Raw genomic sequence first — 21,844 nt, 5'->3', positions numbered from 1 at the left:
AGTTATATACCATCTGGAAAAACGATATGTATAGCATTGATCAACTCGAAGCATTTGTAGCAACCGCTAAAACCGGCTCTTTTTCAGCCGCAGCGCGGTCACTTAACAAAGCGCAATCCGTAGTGAGCCAGCATGTCATCAATCTCGAAATAGACTGTAACGTGGCATTATTTGACCGCAGCGGCCGTTATCCGAAATTAACACAGGCAGGCAACACACTACTACGTCATGCCACAGTATTATTACAACAGCACCAAAGGTTAACCTATTGTGCGCAACATCTTGAAAAACCATTTATTTCTGAGCTCACTATTGGTGTAGATGAAGGCATTCCTTTTCAAAAGCTCTCCAGTATTGTTAATCAACTAGAACTGGACTATCCCAACACATCTCTGGAAATTTTTACGGCGTCGAGTATCGATATTGTCGACATGATTGATAAAGATAAAGCGGTGACAGGCATTATTTTTAGTGAATTATCGCTTCCTTCCCACATTGATTATGAATCGATTGGATCAGTTAAATTTGATATCTATGTTGCAAGTTCTCACCCATTAGCCCAACAACACATCAATAACACGGCCAAGCTTAAGTTGCACAGACAATTGCTTATGCGATCGCGTAATAACAAATCGAGTGACTTTCAGCTCGCCTTAAGCCCAAACATTTGGTACGCAGACAATTACTATGTGCTGCTTGAACTAACACTACAGGGCAATGGTTGGTGTTTACTGCCCAATCATATTGCTAATGACTATATTAATAGTGGCCAATTAGTGTTGTTACCGAACGAATTTAAAGATATGGGCTGGCAGGCCAGTGTTGATGTTATTCAGCATAGTCGCTACAGCCTAGAGCCGATGGTTAAACATTTTAGACACGCTTTAAGGCAATTACTTACACCCTAGGGCTAACATCATAATTACCAATCAATGACCGCATTAAAAAAGGCCGCACAAATTCGCGGCCTTGTATATCATTTAAGTAGGATGATTAAAAACCAAATTTACCGTTACTGTTTTTCCAGTCAGTTTGAGCCGGAATGGTTTCAATGGTGTCCCAATGTTCCACAATCATGTTATTTTCAACACGGAACAAGTCATAAAATGCCACATGTTGCTGCATAAATGTGCCTTCACTAATCGACAACACAAAGTTACCTTCGCCAAGGACTTTATGATTAGTTTTTACAACCATTGGCATGTCCATTTTAGCTAACTCACCTAAGGCTTTGCCTAGGCCACTTAAGCCGTCACCAATATTAGGGTTATGCTGAATATAATCGCTATCTTTACTACCAATAAATTGACCTATTTTGGCCATCTCACCTTTAATCAAAATACTATCAACAAAGCGGGCAACCAATGCTTTATTTTGTTCAGTTTTATCTAAATCAGTGACCTTGGTTTCGCCATCAAACTGTGTATGACCGCTTGGATTTACTGCTGCAATGGCTTGTAGGTTATCCCAATGCTCCACAATTTTACCGTCTTCAAAGCGGAAAATATCAAAGCCGGCTTCAGGGCCAAAGAAGTTATATTCTGTGTGCGTAAACACATAGTTACCATCTTGAAAAGCACGCTTAACCTGAGCTTTTGTGCTGCCTTTAGGTAACTGCTGCATTACCGCAGCAAAACCGGCTAAACCGTCAGCAACCGCTAAGTTATGTTGAATGTATTTGTTAGGGTTAATATAGCCAATTGGTGCTGGGTCGCCGGTTTCAATACTGCTCAATAACTCAACGACTTGTTGCTTGTAACTGACTTCAACTTGAGATGTTTCAGTTGCCGCAACGCTGTTGTCAGACATTAAGGAACCACCAAATAGTGCAGTTATAACTAGTGCACTGATAATAGATTTACGTGCTGCCAAGGTACTGTTAACTGCGATGATTTTGTTAGTAATGGTATTCATGGGTAAGTCCTCTGGTTTCAATGAGGACAGTTTATAAGGCTTAGCCGTTAGCCAGTAGAGTGTATATGAGCCTTAAAATGGTCAAAGTCGAACCGTTAAGACAAATGGTGTTTCATGAATTGACTTGGGGTCAGTTCAGTGTGATTTTTAAAGTATTTAACAAAGTTACTGCTATCTTCAAAACCAAAATCATTGGCTAATTGCTGAGTCGTGGTTTTGCTCACCACAAGGCGACGCTTTATTTCAACAATGGTGTAGGCATCTATCATCTGTTTAGCGGTTAAACCAGTTGCCAATTTGCAGATTAGATTGAGGGTTTTATAGGTTGTATGGATTTTGCCTGCATACCAATTTGCATCGCGTACGTGTTGAACATGCTGCTGCATTAAACTAAAAAAACGCGCTAACTTACTACTTTGCTCAGCCGATAAGTTGCCCTGGCTTAACGCCGGACGTAAACGATTTAACAACAAGGCTAATGCCGAAAATAAATACATCACAATAAGCGGTTCTGAGGCAGGCGTGTTTATTTCAGTTTCAATTTGCTCAATTAAAATATGACTACGTGCATGGTGAGTGCTGTCCAGTTGCAATAAAGGGTTATGCTGCTGATTTAAATGTGTAGGCGTGTAGTTAGGCAAGCGCATATTGGCATGCACTTTATCTAAGAAAGCCTGGGTAAACAGTATGACTTTACCCTGAGGTTGCCCAGAAAAATCAAAACTATGTACTTGTTCACGCTGCACAAAAATCAATGACCCAGGCCCAAAGCGATAATGATTAAAATCAACCATATGTTCGCCCTCACCGAGTTCAATATAAACCAGCATAAAAAATGACACGCGATGTGGGGTTTGTGGATCATGCCCTATCATAGAGCGAGTATATAAATCAGACAGCTCAATAATTTCAAGTTCTGCTTGATTAGTTTTATCGTGATTAAAACCAATGTTAGGAATGGTCATACAACACTCAATGTTTCAATTAAACTATGCCTATTTAGACTATTTTACGCATTATCAATTCTTGATAACAATCATTAACACAGGAGTATTTTTAACCGCTGATCTCAGTGCTTGTGACAAGTAACCGTGATCAGTCCCCAATACACTAATACACTAATACACTAATACACTAATACACTAATACATCAAGTATCAATGATTAGCGCTTCATGCCTATCGATTTTGTTAAGCGATTAGGAATATATCAATTCAATCACGACCGAGTATTATAAGACGTTAGTATCATTAACCAACTGTATTAATAGTATAAACTGTCTTTAACTGAGCAAAAATACTTCAAAAAAATGACATTTTTTCAAAGCTAATGGATCTCCTGCGTAAATCAGCATAGACTCAAAAGATATGTTGCTAAATACCATTGATTCGCATCACAAAATAATACTTTTTTGAGCTTCATCTAACAGCTAACGTAACCTCGTATGATTTCGCTTATATTGCTTTATCAAATGAGTTATCGTGTAACATAGCGTGTAGATATAGACAAAACCGTTGATATATTTGATGTTGATAAGTAGCCTCAAGGAACCGATTTATGCTGATTGAACATGACATTACTGACGTATGTGTTGGAATGTATGTGGTCGAAATCACCGAGCCTAAAGATACGTTTTCGCTCACTAAGCCGGGAGTGCTTAAAAACGAGCGTGTCATTGAAGCATTAAAGCGTAAATCCGTCACTAAGCTATTAATTGATACGAGTAAAACAGAAGTCATTACTGAACAAACGACCACCAGCATTACAACACAGAAAGCACCGCCATCTCGTCAAATCTTGCCCGCTCGACCAGCAACAAAGCCTAATTTTTTCAATCAAGAAATCGTTAGAGCACGCCAGGTATTTAACGAGTCAAAAGATATTCAGAAAAAGCTATTCCACAATGCGCAGCATGGTTTGCCGTTGGACATGGGGCCTGTTCAAAAAATTACCACCGAATCGACCGATCTTATCTTTAATAATCCCAATGCCTTATCGTGCGTGATTAACATACGTAATAAAGACGAATATTTATTGGAACACTCGGTATCTGTGTCTGTATTAATGACCATGTTTGCTGTTTATAAAAAAATAGACAAAGACATTGTGAATCAATTAGCCGTAGGCGCATTTTTACATGATGTGGGTAAAATCATGATCCCCGATCGGATTTTAAATAAACCCGACAAACTCACCGATGAAGAGTTTCATATCATGAAAACTCATGCCAGTTATTCAATTGAAATAATGAAAAACACCCCAGGCATTAGTCCATTAAGTTTAGAAGTTGCCAGTTTGCACCATGAAAAACTCAATGGCCAAGGCTACCCTTTTGGGGTACCTGCTGAAAAAATCACACTGTACGGAAGAATGATTAGCATCTGTGACATCTTTGATGCACTGACCTCGCACCGTTGTTATAAACAAGGATATGCTCAAGTCAAAGCCTTTAGCATATTACGCGCACTGGCCGATAAAAATGAACTCGACAAGGAGCTAGTCGATCAATTTATTCGCTGTATGGGGGTTTACCCTGTCGGGTCAGTGGTGCAATTAGAATCTAACAGATTGGCCATTGTTGAAGGCCATAACCCTAAAGATCCTATCCGCCCCTTAGTAAAACCGTTCTACCATTTAAAGCCAGATCATTTTGAAGCAGGCCAGAAAATTGACCTGGCCACCGTCACCGACGATCTGATTGTAAAATGTGTTCGGGCTGACGATTACAATCTTAATATGGAACAAATTATCGAGTTTCTGGCACACGAAGGTTAACTCGAGCGCACAAAGTCTTAGCTGTTTTCATGCTAACGAGTGCCCTTTTTTAGACCAAATAAGTAACCTATCAGGTTAAAAGGTTTGATTACCCAGTAGCACAGCGCGGCACAAATGATCATGCTGCTTACAAGTAAACTGAACGATTTTACCATGATCCCTGCCTGCCACTGCACAATATAAAACGCCAACAGCACAATGACCGTTTGATGCAAAATATAAAATGGATAAATGAGTTCATTGGTTTGCTTCAGCCAGATGGGGGTTTTGTTAAGATACGCACTGGCAAATCCGACCATGGTCAATAATCCAGACCACGACACTAAACAGCACATAAACCACCAAATCTGCCAGCGAGCCGTTAACGACAAATACCCACTTAAGTCTGGCGAGTAATAGTAGGCATAAAACAGTAACGTGCTAATAAGTAAACTGATTAAATAGGTGCGCCGATGCAAAGCCAATGTTTGCCAAACACGCGCACGCTGCATAAAACTCATGCCTGCAAAAAAGAAAAACACATAAAACACGCTCAGAGACAGGTTTTCAATATGATGACTGTCATCGGGCATCAGGTATTTTGCCCAGCCTCGGATCAGTGCCAACACGATAACTAACGCCAGTAACCCCCATTTAAACTGACTTAATCGCTCAAGCCAATTGAGCCAACTTTTGCCTATCTTACTGGCTAAAAAGTGTTTAAAAGGAATGGCCAGTAGCATAAATACCAGCAGAAATTCGATAAACCATAAGTGGTTGGTATCAAACGACAGCATGAGCTGACCGTAGGCTGATAAAAACGAATCATAATCGGCGATATTTTCGATATAGTTTTGCGGCGGTACAATCAATATCATCCCCACCAGCAATGGTATAAATAACCGATGAAATTTACTGATCATAAATGACTTTGCCGACATTTTTTGCAGTAACAATAAACTACCGGCCCCTGCGATAAAAAATAACGTTTGCAGCCTCAGCTGTTCGAAATAAACCATTATGTCATCAAGCACTTTGCTGGACTCATTGTTCATGACATGCCAGTCATCACCATTGAATGGCATAAAGACATGATGCAGAAAAACAGCAAAAATCAATATCACCCGTAACCAATCAAGTTCACAATAGCGTCTACTTTGGGGTAAAGCCTTGTCCATAATCAATGCCTTCCTCTGGCTTATTCGTGTAGAAGTATGCCGTGTTGGTGTAGTGATCAATATCAGCAATAAAATACTATTAAGGCTATTTTAGGGCACGAGTGGCATACGGCAACAAAAAGCCCGATTTTTACTAGGCCATACCTTTTGCAATGCTTGGTTGATTAGCGATGACAAGCGCCACAAAAGCATCGACCGTAGCACTGTGATTAGTTGACTTGACATGCAACTGTGTCGCAATGGATTTATGCGCATCAGTAAGCGTTAAAAAATGGCAACCTTGGCGGTATAATTTACTAATACAATACGGCGCAATAGCCACGCCTAACCCCGCGGCCACCTCGGTGAGTAAGGTTTGCATATGCCGAGGCTGGCTCACAATATTGGCTGAAAACCCAGCTTGTTTACACAACATAATAGTGTCATCAAACAAGCCGACGGCTTCATCTCGATGGAATATAATTAATTTTTGTTGCTGTAACTGGCTCAACGCAATCTCAGTGTATTGGGCTAACGGGTGGTGTGCTCCGACAACGGCAACGAGCTTGTCGATATAGATATCGGTACTGATAAATTCATCTTGGATCCCTGTTGGTAATGGCCGAGAAAAACCGACATCAATTTGATTATGCTTAAATGCTTCTATTTGTTCTGTCGCGGTCATCTCAAATAAACTGACATGCACATCAGGGTGATGCTCAGAATAATCACGAATAAGATCTGCCATAAAACTTAAACAAGCTGAACTTAAATAGGCAATGTTTAACTCGCCCATCTGCCCTTGTTGCGCGCGCTTAACCTGATCTTTGGCTTTATCAGCTAAGGCAATAATTTGTTTTGCGTCATGCAGTAACTGCTCACCTGCGCTGGTAATGATGACTTCGCGCGAGTTACGAATAAACAGCGCCACTCCAAGCTCGTCTTCAAGCATGGCGATATGTCGGCTAATGGCAGGCTGTACCGTGTTGAGTTCGCGCGCGGCAGCTGAAAAACTCTGATGTACCGCAACGCTAATAAAACTCTTTAATGTTTTAATGTCCACAACCACCTCAAATACATAATTTGTATAGATTCTATAAAATAATAACATTTTTGTTATAGATCCATTGTGTTTATTCTACAAGCAATCTGATTTAAGGCTGTAAAAGAGAGGAAACACCATGCAAAGCTTACAACAGCAAACCGATGCGAAAATCGCAGAAGGAAGACAAAAAAATCCTGCGTTTATGCAAAAAGTAGACGACATCATTGCTCAATCAAAATCGTTTCTACAAGGTAACGACGCGTTAAAACTTGCACAAACAGCGCCTCAATTTTCACTGCCTAATGCCAATGGACAAACCATTTCATTGGCTAATTTATTGCAAAAAGGCCCTGTGGTGGTGACATTTTACCGTGGCAGTTGGTGCCCATATTGCAATTTACAACTGCGGGCATTGCAAGCACGCTTGAGTGATTTTAACGCCCTCGGCGCCCAGCTTGTTGCGATTAGCCCGCAAATACCCGACGGTACAATGACTCAAGATGAAATCAGCAAGTTGGATTTTGAGGTGCTATCGGATCAAGATGCAACAGTCGCAGCGCAATTTGGCGTCGCCTGGCAGGTTCCTGAGTTTTTGAGTGAGCATATGCGCGTAGATCGCGAGCTGGACTTAGAGGCCATTAATAATGGCAACAGCAAGATATTACCCATCCCGGCAACGTTTGTGATTAACCGCGAAGGCAAAGTGACCTGGCGCTTTGTGGATGTTGATTACCGCACCCGCTCAGAGCCCGACGATATTATCAATGCACTGTGCAAACTGAAAAACGCCTAGCAAAGACCCAAGGATATTAGGACACAACATGACTCGTTTATCTGCACTGGGCAGCGTTGCCCTACTGTGTATTGCCAGCCTCACTATTATGGTCGGTGCTGTTGTAACACCTGGTTTATTAAGCATATCAAACGCTTTAGATATTAATGACTATTCGGTATGGCTGGTTACGTTTCCAGCATTAGGGGCAGTGCTTTTTGCCCCTTTTGCAGGTAAAGCAATAGATACCTTTGGCGCTTATCAGGCCTTAATATTGGGCTTGCTGCTTTATGGCTTCCTTGGCTTTAGCGTGTATTGGCTACACGGTCCTTGGTGGGTATTGTCAAACCGTATTCTCTTGGGGGGCATAACCGCATTGGTCATGGCAAGCAGTACGGTATTAATTTCGCAGTGGTACGCCGGAAACGAGCGTTTAAAAATGATTGCTAAACAAGGTATGGCCATTGAATTAGGTGGAGTCTTGTTTCTCTTTTTAGGGGGTAAATTAGCAAGTCTTCACTGGGCGTATCCCTTAAGTTTATATTTAGCAGCTTGGCTGTTTTTGTTATTGCTTGTGTTATTTGTACCGCGTAAACACCCAACCCAGAGACCAGAATCAAATAGTGACGATCACCACGTGAATCAAGGATTGTCGCTAAACCATGTTTACCTGTTTGCCACTTTAGCCATGGTAGTATTTTTTACTGCCATTGTTGTGTTACCCAATAGCATGGCTAAGCAAGGTTATCATGAAGATCAAGTGGGTACATTACTGGCCTTTTTGTCATTAGTGGCGGTAGTTTCTGCCCTATTCATGCCTAAAATAAGCAAACTCATTGGCGTGATAGCTCTGTTAAGTGTAGCGTTTGCAGCTTTTGCCGTTGCACACTTATGCTTTGCCAACGCACAAAGCTTAACAGTGTTATTTATTGGTGCTGTTTTTGCAGGAATGGGCTTTGGTTTTACGATCCCGTTACTTAATCACATGACAGTGGAAAAAAGCCCAGCCAACGCCAGAGGAAAAAACCTGTCTTTCTTTGCCATGGCGGTATTTGGCGGTCAGTTTATCACCTCGTTTGTTGAATTTATTCCAGGTGATACTACCGCCCGTTTTTACGCAAGCGCCTTACTTGCCAGCCTAGTGGTTTTGGGATTAAGTGTAATGCAATATAGCGACACTAAAGCCGTTAACAGATTGACCGCAAAATAAAATGCTGATAAGCACTCTTCATTTCTGACGCGGTGTCACTGTCGTTCAGAGTCGACTAACGGATTAAACACCGCGGTAAAATCAGCGTATCTTTGCGACAAATCAACACCTTCACGCTGCCTAAAATGACAACATATTGTTATGTTGTCATTTTTTGTTCTAGCGCACAATTTTTTACCACCCATGTGATATGTTTACAAAAGGGGTAAATATAAGGGACGGTAAAAATGCAAATACTCTCAACACAATACATCAAAACACTTTTACCGCCTCGACAAGACAATAGCCATAAATTGACATTTGGTCATGTGCTTAATATTGCAGGCTCAATACATTATCGAGGTGCGGCTTATTTGTCGAGCGTGGCGGCACTGCGTATGGGTGCAGGTTATGTGACCTTGGCTAGTAGCCCCGGGGTTTGTCAAAGCGTGAGTGGATTAACACCCAATATTGTTATGCATCCCTTGTTAACTCGCCCAATTGTCTATGCCAAGATAAATCCAACTATGCCTGAGTCTATGTCTTTTGGACTACAGTCTATCGATACTGAGTCAATCGATGTAAAAGCGTTAACGCAAATACACACCTTATTAGAGAAAGCATCGGTTATCACTGTGGGCAGTGGCTTAAGTATTGCTCAGAGTAAAGATGAGTATATCGCCTCAGCGACACAAACCAGCAATATGGAAATTGCAGAGGGCAATCATGGTTTTTTCTTTGCCTTACTTGGCGCACTACAAACACGTAGCCAAAGTATGGTATTTGACGCTGATGCGCTCAATTTTATGAGTCATCGATTACATCAGCCTCCACGTCAATCCAACACACCATTACTCTTTCCCAAAAACAGTATTATTACCCCACATCCTAAAGAATTGGCGCGCCTACTGAATATAGACGTTGCAGCAATCCAGGCCGATCGTGTGCACTACGCAACAAAGGCTGCACAACAATTTCGCGCTGTTGTGGTATTAAAAGGTCACCATAGCGTGATAAGCAATGGAGACTCCACCTTTATTAACCCAACAGGTAACAATGCACTGGCCAAAGCTGGCACGGGAGATGTGTTAACAGGAATGATTGGCGGATGCTGCGCCCAAGGCATGAGCCCATTTAATGCCGCATGTCTTGGGGTGTTTTTACATGGTTTATGTGGTGATTTAGCCGCAAGTGATGTCAGTAACTATTGCGTGCTTGCCAGTGATCTCATTGACTATATCCCAAAAGCTATCAAACACTTATTAACGCTGTAAATTTAAATGCTTCAAGTTTGTATCGTACTTGCATTTTTTAACAGTCACTCGCTGCGATTTATATACTTAACCTGAGCTCGGGATAAGGGATGAACTTATACTATTTAAAATCAACATGTTACCCATTATCACTTTCAAGCTTGTCATTTGTTCTGCTAACAAGGCGAATTGACGCGTCAATAGCTAGCCTATTGTAAGTCGATTCAACGCTGTGAGCAGGGCAAAGGACTGTTTGAAAGGCATTTATTATCCAGAGCTGAGGTTACTCAACTAAAAATACTAACAAAAAAGCTCACCATTTCTGATGAGCTTTTCATTCCCCCTTACACCGCAGGGTTAATTATGCCGTTTTTAAGGCCGCTTCTAATGGCAAAGTGAGTCCATTTGCATCAAAGTGTAACACTTTGTCTGGCGAGGCATTAAGGTATACCTTGTCACCATATTGAATGTCACAATTACCGTCCGCACGTACCGTCAAGGTATCACCGCTTTCAATGTGAACATGCAAAAAGGTTTCTGACCCGAGATGTTCAATAACACCAACAGTTCCATGCCACATACCGCTGTCTTTTGAAATAACAAGATGTTCTGGGCGAACACCTATGGTCGCGGTAGGATTATTATCAGCAGATTTTACATTCATAAAGTTCATTTTAGGTGAGCCAATAAAGCCTGCAACAAACTGGTTAACCGGTTTATTATATAATTCTAGAGGCGTACCGACTTGTTCAATAATCCCGGCATTAAATACCGCAATGCGATCTGCCATTGTCATCGCCTCGACCTGATCATGTGTGACATAAACCATGGTTGTAGCTAAACTCTTATGCAGTTCAGATATCTCTAAACGCATGTTGACCCGCAAAGAAGCATCTAAGTTTGATAAAGGTTCATCAAACAAAAAAGCCGACGGTTGACGAACAATCGCTCTACCAATTGCGACACGTTGACGTTGGCCACCAGAAAGTTGTCCTGGTTTACGGTCAAGGTAAGTGTCTAGGTTTAATATCTTTGCCGCATTTGCAATTTTCGTTTCAATTTCTTCAGGGCTCATTTTGGCCTGTTTAAGCGGAAATGCGATATTATTTCGCACAGACATGTGCGGATACAAAGCATAAGACTGAAACACCATCGCTAAGCCACGCTTAGAAGGCGGCGTATCTGTGGCATCTTTACCGTCAATTTCAATGGTGCCACTCGTGGTATCTTCTAGCCCTGCAATCATGCGTAAAAGTGTCGATTTACCACAGCCAGAAGGCCCAACAAACACAATAAACTCACCATCTTTAATCTCAAGATCAATTGGTTTAATCACGTTCACTTTGCCAAAACTTTTTGTCACTTGTTTTAATGTAATGCTACCCATTTGAATTCTCCTATTTTACTGCGCCGAAACTCAGCCCACGCACTAATTGTTTTTGACTAAACCAACCAAGTATTAAAATCGGCACAATGGCCATTGCAGAGGCAGCAGACAACTTGGCATAAAATAACCCTTCAGGGCTGGAATAACTGGCAATAAATGCCGTTAATGGTGCAGCATTTGCAGCAGTAAGGATCAACGACCAAAACGCCTCATTCCAGGCTAAAATGACGTTAAGTAACAAGGTCGATGCAATACCGGGTAACGCTATTGGTAATAACACATGAAAGATTTCATCAATAATATTGGCACCATCCATTCTCGATGCTTCTAAAATTTCATTCGGGATCTCTCTAAAGTAGGTATAGAGCATCCATACCATGATAGGGAGATTGATCAGGGTCATCACAATCACTAATCCAATTTTAGTGTCAAGCAAGTCAAAATCGCGAAACAGCATGTAAATCGGAATAAGCACGCCAACAGGAGGCAGCATTTTGGTTGATAACATCCACATCAACAGATTTTTAGTGCGTTTATTTTGTACAAACGCCATAGACCATGCCGCAGGAATGGCTATCAGCAATCCCAATAAACTTGAGCCCAATGAAATAACGACAGAGTTCCAAAAATGGTCGAAATATGGAGAACGAGCAAGCACATCTCGATAGTTTTCTAATGTCCAATCAAACATCAATAAACTTGGGCTCGCAGAAATCGCTTCAGCCTCGGTTTTAAAACTGGTTAGTATTGTCCATAAAATCGGAAAAAATATTAAGCCACTGATACCCCAAGCTAAAATGGTATAAATGAACTTTGACTTATTGCTTTTGTTAATAGCCATAGTTTAACCCTCCAAATTTTTACCGATTAAACGCATTAAGAAAATCGACACAATGTTGGCAAGGATCACCGCAACAATACCACCAGCAGAACCACCACCCACATCAAACTGCAGTAAAGACTGAGTGTAGATAAGGTAAGTAATGTTGGTTGATGCATATCCGGGACCGCCACTGGTTGTGACCAATATTTCGGCAAAAATAGACAATAAAAATATTGTTTCAATCAAAATAACAGCAGTAATTGCGCGTGATAAATGCGGCAGCACTATGTATAAAAACTTACTAATAGGCCCTGCACCATCTAAGTCGGCGGCTTCTAGTTGCTCACGGTCAAGCGACTGAATTGCAGTTAACAAGATTAATGCCGCAAAAGGCAACCACTGCCAAGACACAATAATAATGATAGAAAACAACGGCATTTGAGCAAAAAAATCAATTGGATCGACACCAATCCATGTCGCAAAGTGAGCAAACAACCCATTAACAGGGTTCATCAACATGTTTTTCCAAACCAATGCAGACACAGTAGGCATCACAAAAAAGGGTGCCAACACCATAATACGCACATAGTTTCGGCCCCAAATCGCTTGGTCTAATAACACCGCCAAGCCAATACCGCCAACCAGGGTAATAAACAGCACGCCAGTGACTAATAGCAGCGTATTAAAAAACGATTCGATAAAAGCCGGATCAGTTAAAAAGAATTCATAGTTAACAAACCCAATGAATTCATCATTACCGGGGGTTAACAAATTGTAATCTAAAAATGAAAAGTACAACGTCATGCATAGCGGTACGATCATCCAAGCCAACAGTAGTAACACTGATGGGAATAACATCAACCGAGCAAGCGAGCGTGAATTTGTCGTAGCCATAACCTAGACCTTTTGATAAACAACTTCGGATCAAGTCACACAATAAACATCAAACTCACTGTTATTCCCCTTGTTATCTTTTTAATAAGGGATAAATATCATGGCAAATTTTATGCTAGTCAGGTCAAACTATAGTTTAACCTAAGGCTTTTATTGCTGATTTAACCTGAAGTGAAATACTAAAAACGGATAAGTGTTCACCACTTATCCGTTATCAATACAGATTTATTTTTTAGGGTAACGCGCTTTTTTCATTGCACGTTCAACTAAACGTTGTGAACTTTCTAGCGCTTGTTTTACGGTAAGTTGCCCCGTTAAAGCCGCTGAAAATTGTTGCCCTACCGCAGTACCAATTCCTTGAAACTCAGGAATCGCCACAAACTGAATACCCACGTAAGGAACCGGTTTAACCGTAGGATTAATTGGATCGGCAGATTGAATAGACTCTAGAGTAATTTGCGCAAAAGGAGCGGCTTTTATGTACTCAGGATTGTCATACAATGACGCACGGGTTCCTGGTGGCACTTTTGCCCAGCCTTTTTTCTCTGCCACTAACGCCGAATACTCTTTTGATGTCGCCCAGCTAATAAACTTCATGGCTGCATCCGATTTAGTGCTGCTTTTCGGCACAGCTAAGGTCCAAGCCCACAGCCAATTACCACGCTTACCTAAGCCATTATCTGGTGCTAATGCAAAGCCGACTTTATCAGCAACTTCTGAGTCTTTCACATTGGTCACAAAAGCGCCAGCAACCGTTGCATCAATCCAAATACCACATTTACCTGTTTGAAATAACGCTAAGTTTTCGTTAAAACCATTAGCTGAAGAACCTGGAGGGCCCGACTCTTCAAGCAATTCAACATAATACTGTAAGGTTGCTTGCCATTCTTTGCTGTCAAATTGTGGTTGCCAGTTTTCATCAAACCAACGGGCACCGAATGAGTTAGACATTGAAGTAATTAAGGCAACGTTTTCGCCCCAACCCGCTTTACCGCGCAAACAAATACCGTATACACCTGCTTCTTTGTCAGTCATGGCTTTAGCGGCTTGACGAATAAAATCCCAACTTGGTTTTGTTGGCATTTCAAGACCCGCTTTTTGCATTAAATCTTTGCGATACATCACCATCGAACTTTCACCATAAAATGGTGCCGCAAATAATTTGTTATCGACAGTTAAACCACTGCGAATCGCGGGTAACAAATCATCTAAATCGTAATTTTCACCTAGTTTATCTAACTCTGTTAACCAACCTTGTTTTCCCCAAATCGGCACCTCGTAGGTACCAATGGTCATCACATCATATTGGCCACCACGGGTCGCAACGTCTGTTGTGACTCGTTGGCGTAAAATGTTTTCTTCAAGGGTGACCCATTTGAGGGTAATATCGGGGTTTTTAGCTGTAAAATCGCTGCTTAACTCTTGCATGGTGATCATGTCACCATTGTTAACCGTTGCGATAGTGATGGTTTCGGCCAATAGAGACGTGCTGAATAATAACGCGCATCCAGCCACTGCTGATAATTTCATCGACATAATAAATACCTGTATTAATTAATTAAAAGTAAAGGCGCTAGCCGAACTTCACGGCTAACGCATGCTTCAATAATTAGAAAAGATCAACAGCAACTTGTAGCGCACCATTGTTCAGTGCAGGGTTCCACATTGCCGTGGCCGATACAGGTAAGGTAGTACCTAATACCGTTAGGTCTTTATAGTAAGTAAAGCCAACGTTATTGATGTTTGCATCATCAGAGTAAAAATTCTGTTTTTGAACTGGAGAAAAGGCACCACCGACAAAGGCTTTTACGCTATCGCCATCAACGCCTTTCCACACAGGGGCAGACACTTCGATATAGTTGGTGTAAGCGCGCTCATTTTTGCCAGTATCTTCATCTTCAAACTTGTCGATACCTTGCACAATAACCGAATAATAAACAGAAATTGGTGTACTGCCTTCAAAGGTATAACCAACACCAATGTCAGTAAAATTGCCGGTTTTAGATGGATCTGACGAATAATCGAAAATATCAACTTCGCCATCAGGAATCGATGAGTGATTACCATGGTTAACAACTTCAACATAGAAATTGTCGGTAAACTTGTGTGACACGTAATAAGTAAACTCTTTGAACTCACCATTAAATGAGCCGCCACCCCAGAGACCAAAAGTGGTTTTCTTATCTGCTGTTTTATATTCAAGCGAGGCTGCTGTCATTACCCCATCAGTAACAATAAAGCCATGCCATAAATGATTTGTTTTAAGACCAAAGCCTAAATCCCACTCCCCACCTTCTTGAGCCTGAGCTTGCATACCCATACAAGTTGTTAATGCGACAGACGTAATTACTAATTTTCTTTTAATATTATTAAACATAGTAAAACCTTTTTTATAAGTATTGTTATTAAATTACTTTTAGAACGAAAACGCTCTCAGTAGTAGAAATTTATGCCCGATAAAAAATCATTAACGCTCATTTACGTCACAATTTTCCCCTAGACAATCATCACTAAAAAGTAACCTGTTGAGCTCTTGCACCCCAAAATAAGCAATTGCTCAACTACTGAGCATATTCCCACTTAGATTTTTCCTCGTCAATCACTTTAGCAATAAAAAAACACAAAAAATTTAACACTTAAATTTAAGTTGTTATTTAACAAAAGCTTACAACGATTTGATGTTGCATTTTTTTTAAAAATTCAAGTTGTAGGTTAACTAAATACAATGTAGGAGAGGGAAAAACCGAGCTCAACGCAGTTAACAGAGTGCCATTCCATTAAGTGGCGCACCAAAATTGTGCTCATGAAGTGATAAGAACAGTGCAAGTCGAAAGCTAAACGAGATCGCCTAACAATAGGTCAATCCCCTCAAAAAATGAGATGCTTTAAAAACATCGACTTGGTAATAGACCGAATAAAATGATGATGGATATGACGATAAAGAGAAATGGTATTAAGACTTTCAATCAATCAATAAGTCTTTATAAAAATATAAACATAATATGCGCCTCAATGATGCGTATTATTTAGCTGCACATCATTAAAAAGTTAACATCTACAGTCTTTCTCCACAGTTACATCATATTTTCTGCACAATCTCTTTGTACACTCATCTAAAAGTTATGTTGCCAATCATTAACAGGAGACCTACGAATATAACCAATAGCAACTGAATATTAACTTATGGCACTTCAGCATTCAGTTGAGCCTCTTGATAAGAAATTAGACACAAGCTGAGTAAAAATAAACTAATAATGATAAGTAACTCAAATGAATATAATTAATCATAATATTGAACACTTACTATCGCACTTTGATAGCCATAGCCTTGACGACTTAACACATGCAAATTTACAAGATAGAGTGGATTCTAAATTCATTTTACCCTTGGCATATTTACCCACACTGTTGTTAGCAGCGCGTGATCATTACAGCGTATTAAAAATTAATGGAAAGTGTACTTCAAACTACTTTAACCAGTACTTTGACACCCATGAAATGAGCTTTTACAAAGATCATCACAACGGCAAACTAAACCGCTTTAAAGTACGTAAACGCACTTATCTCGACACTCAAACACAATACCTTGAAGTTAAATTTAAAAATAACCATAAACGCACCATTAAAAGCCGGATCCGTTGTCATAACAACGAGCAATCTGCATTGAATAACCAGGGTTTTATTCAGCAGCATTTAGGTTATGACTTTGCTCAACTTTGTGTATCACAACAAGGTGGTTACGAGCGAATAGCACTGGCCAATGAAGCATTACCTGAGCGCTTAACAATCGATTTTAATTTATGGTATCAATCGTCACAGGGACAAGATCGCATCGATCTAACCGGTTTTTTTATTGTGGAATTAAAACAACTAAAGCATTCAAAAAACTCGCCATTTTATCAGTTAATGCCGCAACACTATTTTGCGCCAACGGCATTCAGTAAATACTGTATCGGCTGCATACTACTGCATCAGCAAACCATTAAATACAATCGCTTTAAACCCACATTGATGAAGCTTTCGTCATTGACTCAATCTAACCAACATACTGCATTATGGAGTCATTAACATGACCGAGATCACCTCCAGTTTTATTGTACTGTTTATCGTTAATTTTATATCGATTGTCATGTTGTGTTATGGCTGTTATTTTCGCAGCAATAAAAATGCCACGGTAGCCGGCTCATTTGTATTATTTGGTATTGGGATATTTTTAATTACTTATTTGCTTCATGGCGTTGATATGTCGATGGAGTTTGCATTTGGGCTGTTTGCCGTATTTGGTATGTTGCGTTATCGCACCGACACCATTTCGATAAAAGAAATGACTTACTTATTCATGGTTACAGCCATTGCACTGCTATGCGCAGTGAGTAAATTACCCACCTTAGTGCTGTTTTTAATCAATGCTTTTTTATGTTTTATTGCATTTTTAGTCGATACCCGCTTCTTTCAAGGGCATCATAAAATTCAACGTATTTCATACGAACGTATTGAGAACATCAAGCCTAAAAATAAAGCCTTATTATTAGCAGATCTGCGTGAACGCACTGGATTAGATATCACCAATGTTGAAATAGCCCACATTGATTTTTTAAGAGACACTGCCGAACTTAGCGTTTATTACATTCCCGACAGCCAAAAACAAGTTATCGCCACTCACACTAGCAATCCGGTGGAGGCAAAATCATGAAAAAACTCGCCTCCTATTGTGCACCGGCCTTATTCGTTTTGGCCACCGGCACAAATGCCACAGAATATCCGCAATTTAGCTTGGGTGGTTATATCATGGTCGACCATGATCAGTTTTCTGATCTTTTCCTTGAAGATGAGCAACACTCAAACAATGGCACAGATATTCGCCGTGCAAGATTGAGCACCAAAGCCAAATTAACTGATCATTGGCAAAGTAAATTTCAGGTAGATATTGCTGATGGCAAACTCAATATTAAAGATGCCTATATTCAATATAAAGCAATTGACTGGGCCGACATCACCGTCGGTCAGCAAAAAGAACCCTTTGGTTTGGAAAAACTCACCAGCTCAAGCGATACCTTCATGATTGAACGTAGCATGGTGACGCAGGCACTAGCACCAGGGCGCAGTGTTGGGGTAAAACTTGACGGTAGCCCAGGGGACTTTACATGGAGTTTAGGCTATTTTCAGGATGACAATACGCAAAACAGTAATGCCGTCACGGGTAGGTTAACCTGGGCTTTGGTGGATGATAATGACAACTTTGTGCATCTTGGTTCAGCATTCAGTGAAAGGCAACTCAAAGGGGATGAATTTAGGATTAATGAAACGCTAGAAGTGTATTCAAGTGACTCGTTACTTGAGGGTACTCGCTTAAATGCACAAGAAATGTCATCGTCCAGTGTTGAGTTGATGTGGCAATACTTAGGTGTCGTGTCTATGGCTGAATGGATCGAGACAGATACCGACGACGAAACCCGTGGCAATTACCACTATCAGGGCGGCTATTACCAAATGAGTTATCCCCTTTCGGGTAAAAACCGTCGTTACAAAGCTGGCAAGTTAAGCACAATCAAAGCCAAACACGACTGGGAGCTGACATGGCGAGTTAGCCAATTTGCATTACAGCAAGAAAACCGTAAAGCCCAAACGCTGACAATTGGCGTAAATTACCTTGTGAGTAATGATCTGATGTTCAAAGCGAATGTGATTCGTGCTCGGCATCAAGATGATGGTGAAACCTTTGGCTATGACAATGCATTTGCTTTTAGAGCGCAGTACAGTTTTTAGTGAATAAATACAGATTGCGATAACACTCATTAAGACACTTCAATAATGGAGTGTCTTAATGGTGTTGATTGAAAGCTCATATTGATAAATTGAGCGTTTATTGACTTTGAGTGAGTAAGGTTTCAAGGCACTGCTCTTTGATACCATAAAACGCTTTAATGCCTGCTATTTGAGCTAAAGTGGCTGAATTATCCAGTGAATGCTTACGTTTTTGGGCTAATATCATTTTATTTTTACTGGTGTGCTCCAGTGAAATAAACTCAAACACCTGGGTGTCGTAACCATGCGCCTCGAGCAACAATGCACGTAATCCATCGGTCACCATCTCGGCTTCTTGCCCCATGTGGATACCATGTTGCAGTAAAGGCGCTAGCATTGCAGGACTTTGCATTTGTGGTCGAATTTGTTTATGACAACAAGGCGAACACATAATAATCTCAGCACCAGTGCGGATCCCCATATGCAGAGCATAATCTGTGGCAATGTCACACGCATGCAAGGCAATCATGATATTGATACCTTGAGCTTTAAAATGCTGTACATCACCTTGCTCAAACTTAATGCCTGTTAAGGCTAATTTTTTTGCCGTTTGGTTACATAAATCAACCAAGCCCTGACGCAGTTCAACCCCTGTCACCTGTGTCTTTACTTTGAGTTTATCAGTAAAATAATCATGTACTGCAAAGGTTAAATACGCTTTACCTGAACCAAAATCAGCTATGTGTACTTCATTTTTATCCGCAAGGCCGGTGTTATCGATAGCACGCGATAATACCTCAATAAACTTATTGATTTGCTTCCACTTTCTAGACATTGACGGAATAATGTCACCGACAGCATCGGTAATACCCAACTCGTGCAAATAAGGCCGATGTTGTTCAACAAAGCGCTTTTTTTCTCGGTTATGCGACATTGCCATCTCGGCCCCAGGCATTGTGTTATCGCTGGATTTGGGCGCATTTTTATTGCGGTACTTATTAATGAGCACTTTACCTTTTTTACTGATACTCAACTGCACTTCCCACTCTATTGTGGTTAAGTGTGCATTTTGAAAGTCACCCAGCAACCACTGCTCAAAAAGAGCACCAGCGTTAGAGATCTCAACATTTTTGGTGATATGGTTAGTACGATATTGATAAAGACAGGATGCAAACCGTTTATCCTTAAGCTCAACACTACGCACCGCAATACGATTAAGCTCTTTGTCATCGCCACGGTATTTAGAAAATACCAAACGCTGTAAGGTGTTGTCGGTTAATGCAATTACGCATTCTTGCACAAAGCTATTGAGTTCAGAAGAAGTAAGGTTTGACATTAAAATCTCATTTTACGTGTAATCATTAAAGCGCTGTAGCACCTAAATATCTGCATCATATTGTATAATGCATTAGCAAGACCCGCTATTCTACACCATGTAAGCGGTACTATATGCCTAATAATCATGCTTACGCCATACACACTTTATCTTAAGGTTAACAACACGGAGGCGAAGTGCCGTTACAAAGAGTGCCGTTAGAAGGATTGCAGTTACAAGAAGTGCCGTTACATCATGAGCCTCATGTGAGTCAATGACACGCTAAACTACCTGTATATCCGCGTGTAATGAGATAATACCATTCCGCGTTAGTAAGTGATCTCTCAGCGAGAATTTAAAAGGGCTTAAACAAGGCGAATGACTGAATGAATAGTTTTTCTCTTTCGAAGTCATGCAACGCAGTGTAAGCCCTTTTAAAACTCGCCTGAAAGGAATGCCCCAGCCGCTTTTGCTTTACGTTCTCGCTATTTGAAAGGGAACAACCATTACTGCATAGCGACGCCTTAATCAAAAACCGCTGGACGCATTCTGAGTGGTCACTTATTAATCCGGAATGGTATAACCAATAGCAAGTACTTAAAAGCTGAATGTGTTGACCTTGTTCAACAAACGCATAAACTCTTGTTGCTCGCTTTGAGTTAGTGCAGCTAAAAAGCGTTCATTAACCCATTGGGCTTCATGAATTAAGTCTTGCTCTAGTGCTTTGCCATTGTCGGTTAAAAAGATTTGAAAAGCGCGACGATTGTCGGCTTCTTGATGCCGGGTTATAAACCCTTGCACCTGTAACGTATCAAGCAAGCGAGTCATGGTGTAGTTGGCCACGTCACAACGTTTAGACAGCTCTGTTTGGCTCAAACCTTCTTCTTGCCACAGGGTGAACAATACAGGCCACAGTTTACTGTCTAACTCATAGCGTTTTAAACGCGTATCAAGTTCTTGCTGTAAGGCAATGTTAAGATGGGCAATCAGGTAACTTAAACTTTCATAACGTTTCAAATGATACCTCCTACATCGTCATCCGTGTGTTGACTCCCGGCAAGCCTAGAATCCAAATATCAATAACAATGTCAAACACACTTGAACAGTTTTAGATTACCATTTCTATACGTTAAGAGAAGCTATTTTAGTCAAAAGATAAGTAATCATTAATGTACCTGTAGTAGCAAGCACGATTTAGCTGACCAACTAACCCTCTGATTAATTGAATATAAATCCCATCATCTGTGACATGAACGTCTTGTATTTTTACCGCAGCCAACTCAGTACCAATACTGGTGCTAAAGACCAATTCGTCGGTTGATTGCTCAGGTAAATGATAATCCACCAGCATTAATGGATAAGAGGTGACGCTAACTCTGACTTTTTCAACTGGGGTGATAAGGTAATACTCATTATCGATACAATGCAAGATACGGCTAAACAGTGCCGCAAATTTGGCTGGCAATGGGCTGTTAAGATACAGCCAATCGCCATTTTCCTGAATATGAAACAGCACATCATCACTGCATAAAGCGACACCATCTGGATGGGTAAATGCGTTTAATGCCGTGTTTTCATGTGCCATTTTATATGCCT

The 21,844-nt window shown here is 40.7% G+C and carries 20 protein-coding genes; 8 read left to right on the top strand and 12 right to left on the bottom strand.

Translation table 11 applies throughout. From position 1 onward, the window contains the following. Positions 1-26: 26 nt before the first annotated feature. Entirely contained in the window at positions 27-908 is an 882-nt protein-coding gene (locus tag L2703_RS05675) for a LysR family transcriptional regulator (RefSeq protein WP_248970157.1), read from the top strand. A gap of 85 nt (positions 909-993) precedes the next feature. Here the strand turns inward: L2703_RS05675 and L2703_RS05670 are convergent, their stop codons facing one another. Together L2703_RS05670 and L2703_RS05665 are read right to left on the bottom strand one after the other, a co-directional pair. Continuing rightward, positions 994-1,914, bottom strand: a complete 921-nt coding sequence (locus L2703_RS05670; RefSeq protein ID WP_428848646.1) for a nuclear transport factor 2 family protein — start codon at positions 1,912-1,914, stop codon at positions 994-996. Between the two features lie 95 nt (positions 1,915-2,009). Further along, positions 2,010-2,879 carry an AraC family transcriptional regulator gene (locus L2703_RS05665; RefSeq protein ID WP_248970156.1) on the bottom strand — a complete coding sequence of 290 codons (870 nt, stop codon included), beginning with the start codon at positions 2,877-2,879 and terminating at the stop codon, positions 2,010-2,012. 592 nt (positions 2,880-3,471) lie between these two features. Between L2703_RS05665 and L2703_RS05660 the strand changes: the two genes are divergently transcribed. Then, complete coding sequence (locus tag L2703_RS05660; protein ID WP_248970155.1) at positions 3,472-4,689, top strand: cyclic di-GMP phosphodiesterase; 1,218 nt, start codon at positions 3,472-3,474, stop codon at positions 4,687-4,689. A 32-nt stretch (positions 4,690-4,721) separates the two neighbouring features. Here L2703_RS05660 and L2703_RS05655 read toward each other — a convergent pair whose 3' ends face one another. After that, on the bottom strand, positions 4,722-5,846 hold the full coding sequence (locus L2703_RS05655; protein WP_248970154.1) for an acyltransferase family protein: 1,125 nt from the start codon (positions 5,844-5,846) through the stop codon (positions 4,722-4,724). A gap of 133 nt (positions 5,847-5,979) precedes the next feature. Beyond that, on the bottom strand, positions 5,980-6,888 hold the full coding sequence (locus tag L2703_RS05650; RefSeq protein WP_248970153.1) for a LysR family transcriptional regulator: 909 nt from the start codon (positions 6,886-6,888) through the stop codon (positions 5,980-5,982). Positions 6,889-7,006: 118 nt separating this feature from the next. Here L2703_RS05650 and L2703_RS05645 point away from each other — a divergent pair, with 118 nt between their 5' ends. The 3 genes from L2703_RS05645 (at position 7,007) to L2703_RS05635 (ending at position 10,105) form a co-directional block, all read left to right on the top strand. After that, positions 7,007-7,663, top strand: a complete 657-nt coding sequence (locus L2703_RS05645) for a peroxiredoxin-like family protein (RefSeq protein WP_248970152.1) — start codon at positions 7,007-7,009, stop codon at positions 7,661-7,663. 28 nt (positions 7,664-7,691) lie between these two features. Continuing rightward, complete coding sequence (locus L2703_RS05640) at positions 7,692-8,852, top strand: MFS transporter (protein WP_248970151.1); 1,161 nt, start codon at positions 7,692-7,694, stop codon at positions 8,850-8,852. 227 nt (positions 8,853-9,079) lie between these two features. Continuing rightward, positions 9,080-10,105, top strand: coding sequence for an NAD(P)H-hydrate dehydratase (locus tag L2703_RS05635; protein WP_248970150.1), 1,026 nt, complete (start codon positions 9,080-9,082; stop codon positions 10,103-10,105). A 340-nt stretch (positions 10,106-10,445) separates the two neighbouring features. Here the strand turns inward: L2703_RS05635 and L2703_RS05630 are convergent, their stop codons facing one another. The 5 genes from L2703_RS05630 to L2703_RS05610 all read right to left on the bottom strand — a co-directional run bounded on the left by L2703_RS05630 (position 10,446) and on the right by L2703_RS05610 (position 15,565). Further along, the gene (locus L2703_RS05630; protein ID WP_248970149.1) at positions 10,446-11,471 is read right to left on the bottom strand and encodes an ABC transporter ATP-binding protein; all 1,026 of its coding nucleotides are present in this window, start codon (positions 11,469-11,471) and stop codon (positions 10,446-10,448) included. A gap of 10 nt (positions 11,472-11,481) precedes the next feature. Continuing rightward, a complete protein-coding gene (locus L2703_RS05625) occupies positions 11,482-12,312 on the bottom strand; it encodes a carbohydrate ABC transporter permease (RefSeq protein WP_248970148.1) in 831 nt (276 codons plus the stop codon). A gap of 3 nt (positions 12,313-12,315) precedes the next feature. Continuing rightward, positions 12,316-13,188, bottom strand: coding sequence for a carbohydrate ABC transporter permease (locus L2703_RS05620; protein ID WP_248970147.1), 873 nt, complete (start codon positions 13,186-13,188; stop codon positions 12,316-12,318). A 225-nt stretch (positions 13,189-13,413) separates the two neighbouring features. After that, positions 13,414-14,718 (bottom strand): ABC transporter substrate-binding protein, encoded by a 1,305-nt coding sequence (locus L2703_RS05615; protein ID WP_248970243.1) that lies wholly within the window; start codon positions 14,716-14,718, stop codon positions 13,414-13,416. Positions 14,719-14,797: 79 nt separating this feature from the next. Next, the gene (locus L2703_RS05610) at positions 14,798-15,565 is read right to left on the bottom strand and encodes a hypothetical protein (RefSeq protein ID WP_248970146.1); all 768 of its coding nucleotides are present in this window, start codon (positions 15,563-15,565) and stop codon (positions 14,798-14,800) included. 893 nt (positions 15,566-16,458) lie between these two features. Between L2703_RS05610 and L2703_RS05605 the strand changes: the two genes are divergently transcribed. The 3 genes from L2703_RS05605 to L2703_RS05595 are packed head-to-tail and all read left to right on the top strand — an operon-like array spanning position 16,459 to position 18,954. Beyond that, on the top strand, positions 16,459-17,256 hold the full coding sequence (locus tag L2703_RS05605) for a polyphosphate polymerase domain-containing protein (protein WP_248970145.1): 798 nt from the start codon (positions 16,459-16,461) through the stop codon (positions 17,254-17,256). Position 17,257: 1 nt separating this feature from the next. Next, positions 17,258-17,881 carry a DUF4956 domain-containing protein gene (locus tag L2703_RS05600; protein ID WP_248970144.1) on the top strand — a complete coding sequence of 208 codons (624 nt, stop codon included), beginning with the start codon at positions 17,258-17,260 and terminating at the stop codon, positions 17,879-17,881. Beyond that, the gene (locus tag L2703_RS05595) at positions 17,878-18,954 is read left to right on the top strand and encodes an OprO/OprP family phosphate-selective porin (RefSeq protein ID WP_248970143.1); all 1,077 of its coding nucleotides are present in this window, start codon (positions 17,878-17,880) and stop codon (positions 18,952-18,954) included. The genes L2703_RS05600 and L2703_RS05595 overlap by 4 nt, the downstream gene beginning before the upstream one ends. Before the next feature lie 97 nt (positions 18,955-19,051). Here L2703_RS05595 and L2703_RS05590 read toward each other — a convergent pair whose 3' ends face one another. From L2703_RS05590 to L2703_RS05580, 3 genes are all read right to left on the bottom strand, one after another. Beyond that, a complete protein-coding gene (locus L2703_RS05590) occupies positions 19,052-20,269 on the bottom strand; it encodes a class I SAM-dependent methyltransferase (RefSeq protein ID WP_248970142.1) in 1,218 nt (405 codons plus the stop codon). A gap of 576 nt (positions 20,270-20,845) precedes the next feature. Then, complete coding sequence (locus L2703_RS05585) at positions 20,846-21,265, bottom strand: MarR family winged helix-turn-helix transcriptional regulator (RefSeq protein ID WP_248970141.1); 420 nt, start codon at positions 21,263-21,265, stop codon at positions 20,846-20,848. Between the two features lie 127 nt (positions 21,266-21,392). Then, positions 21,393-21,833 carry a DUF1285 domain-containing protein gene (locus L2703_RS05580; RefSeq protein ID WP_248970140.1) on the bottom strand — a complete coding sequence of 147 codons (441 nt, stop codon included), beginning with the start codon at positions 21,831-21,833 and terminating at the stop codon, positions 21,393-21,395. Between the last annotated feature and the right edge of the window lie 11 nt (positions 21,834-21,844).

The organism is Shewanella basaltis (genome assembly GCF_023283885.1).
GTDB lineage: Bacteria > Pseudomonadota > Gammaproteobacteria > Enterobacterales > Shewanellaceae > Shewanella > Shewanella basaltis.
Note: the sequence above shows the minus strand (reverse complement) of the source record. Positions and strands in the feature narration are given on the sequence as shown.

What these genes read in the sequence shown, in the direction of transcription:
- L2703_RS05675 (WP_248970157.1), top strand. Translation starts at nt 27, where the DNA reads ATGTATAGCATTGATCAACTCGAAGCATTTGTAGCAACCGCTAAAACC.
- L2703_RS05610 (WP_248970146.1), bottom strand. Translation starts at nt 15,565, where the DNA reads ATGTTTAATAATATTAAAAGAAAATTAGTAATTACGTCTGTCGCATTA.
- L2703_RS05645 (WP_248970152.1), top strand. Translation starts at nt 7,007, where the DNA reads ATGCAAAGCTTACAACAGCAAACCGATGCGAAAATCGCAGAAGGAAGA.
- L2703_RS05600 (WP_248970144.1), top strand. Translation starts at nt 17,258, where the DNA reads ATGACCGAGATCACCTCCAGTTTTATTGTACTGTTTATCGTTAATTTT.
- L2703_RS05590 (WP_248970142.1), bottom strand. Translation starts at nt 20,269, where the DNA reads ATGTCAAACCTTACTTCTTCTGAACTCAATAGCTTTGTGCAAGAATGC.
- L2703_RS05660 (WP_248970155.1), top strand. Translation starts at nt 3,472, where the DNA reads ATGCTGATTGAACATGACATTACTGACGTATGTGTTGGAATGTATGTG.
- L2703_RS05670 (WP_428848646.1), bottom strand. Translation starts at nt 1,914, where the DNA reads ATGAATACCATTACTAACAAAATCATCGCAGTTAACAGTACCTTGGCA.
- L2703_RS05640 (WP_248970151.1), top strand. Translation starts at nt 7,692, where the DNA reads ATGACTCGTTTATCTGCACTGGGCAGCGTTGCCCTACTGTGTATTGCC.
- L2703_RS05665 (WP_248970156.1), bottom strand. Translation starts at nt 2,879, where the DNA reads ATGACCATTCCTAACATTGGTTTTAATCACGATAAAACTAATCAAGCA.
- L2703_RS05625 (WP_248970148.1), bottom strand. Translation starts at nt 12,312, where the DNA reads ATGGCTATTAACAAAAGCAATAAGTCAAAGTTCATTTATACCATTTTA.
- L2703_RS05595 (WP_248970143.1), top strand. Translation starts at nt 17,878, where the DNA reads ATGAAAAAACTCGCCTCCTATTGTGCACCGGCCTTATTCGTTTTGGCC.
- L2703_RS05630 (WP_248970149.1), bottom strand. Translation starts at nt 11,471, where the DNA reads ATGGGTAGCATTACATTAAAACAAGTGACAAAAAGTTTTGGCAAAGTG.
- L2703_RS05580 (WP_248970140.1), bottom strand. Translation starts at nt 21,833, where the DNA reads ATGGCACATGAAAACACGGCATTAAACGCATTTACCCATCCAGATGGT.
- L2703_RS05620 (WP_248970147.1), bottom strand. Translation starts at nt 13,188, where the DNA reads ATGGCTACGACAAATTCACGCTCGCTTGCTCGGTTGATGTTATTCCCA.
- L2703_RS05605 (WP_248970145.1), top strand. Translation starts at nt 16,459, where the DNA reads ATGAATATAATTAATCATAATATTGAACACTTACTATCGCACTTTGAT.
- L2703_RS05635 (WP_248970150.1), top strand. Translation starts at nt 9,080, where the DNA reads ATGCAAATACTCTCAACACAATACATCAAAACACTTTTACCGCCTCGA.
- L2703_RS05615 (WP_248970243.1), bottom strand. Translation starts at nt 14,718, where the DNA reads ATGAAATTATCAGCAGTGGCTGGATGCGCGTTATTATTCAGCACGTCT.
- L2703_RS05655 (WP_248970154.1), bottom strand. Translation starts at nt 5,846, where the DNA reads ATGGACAAGGCTTTACCCCAAAGTAGACGCTATTGTGAACTTGATTGG.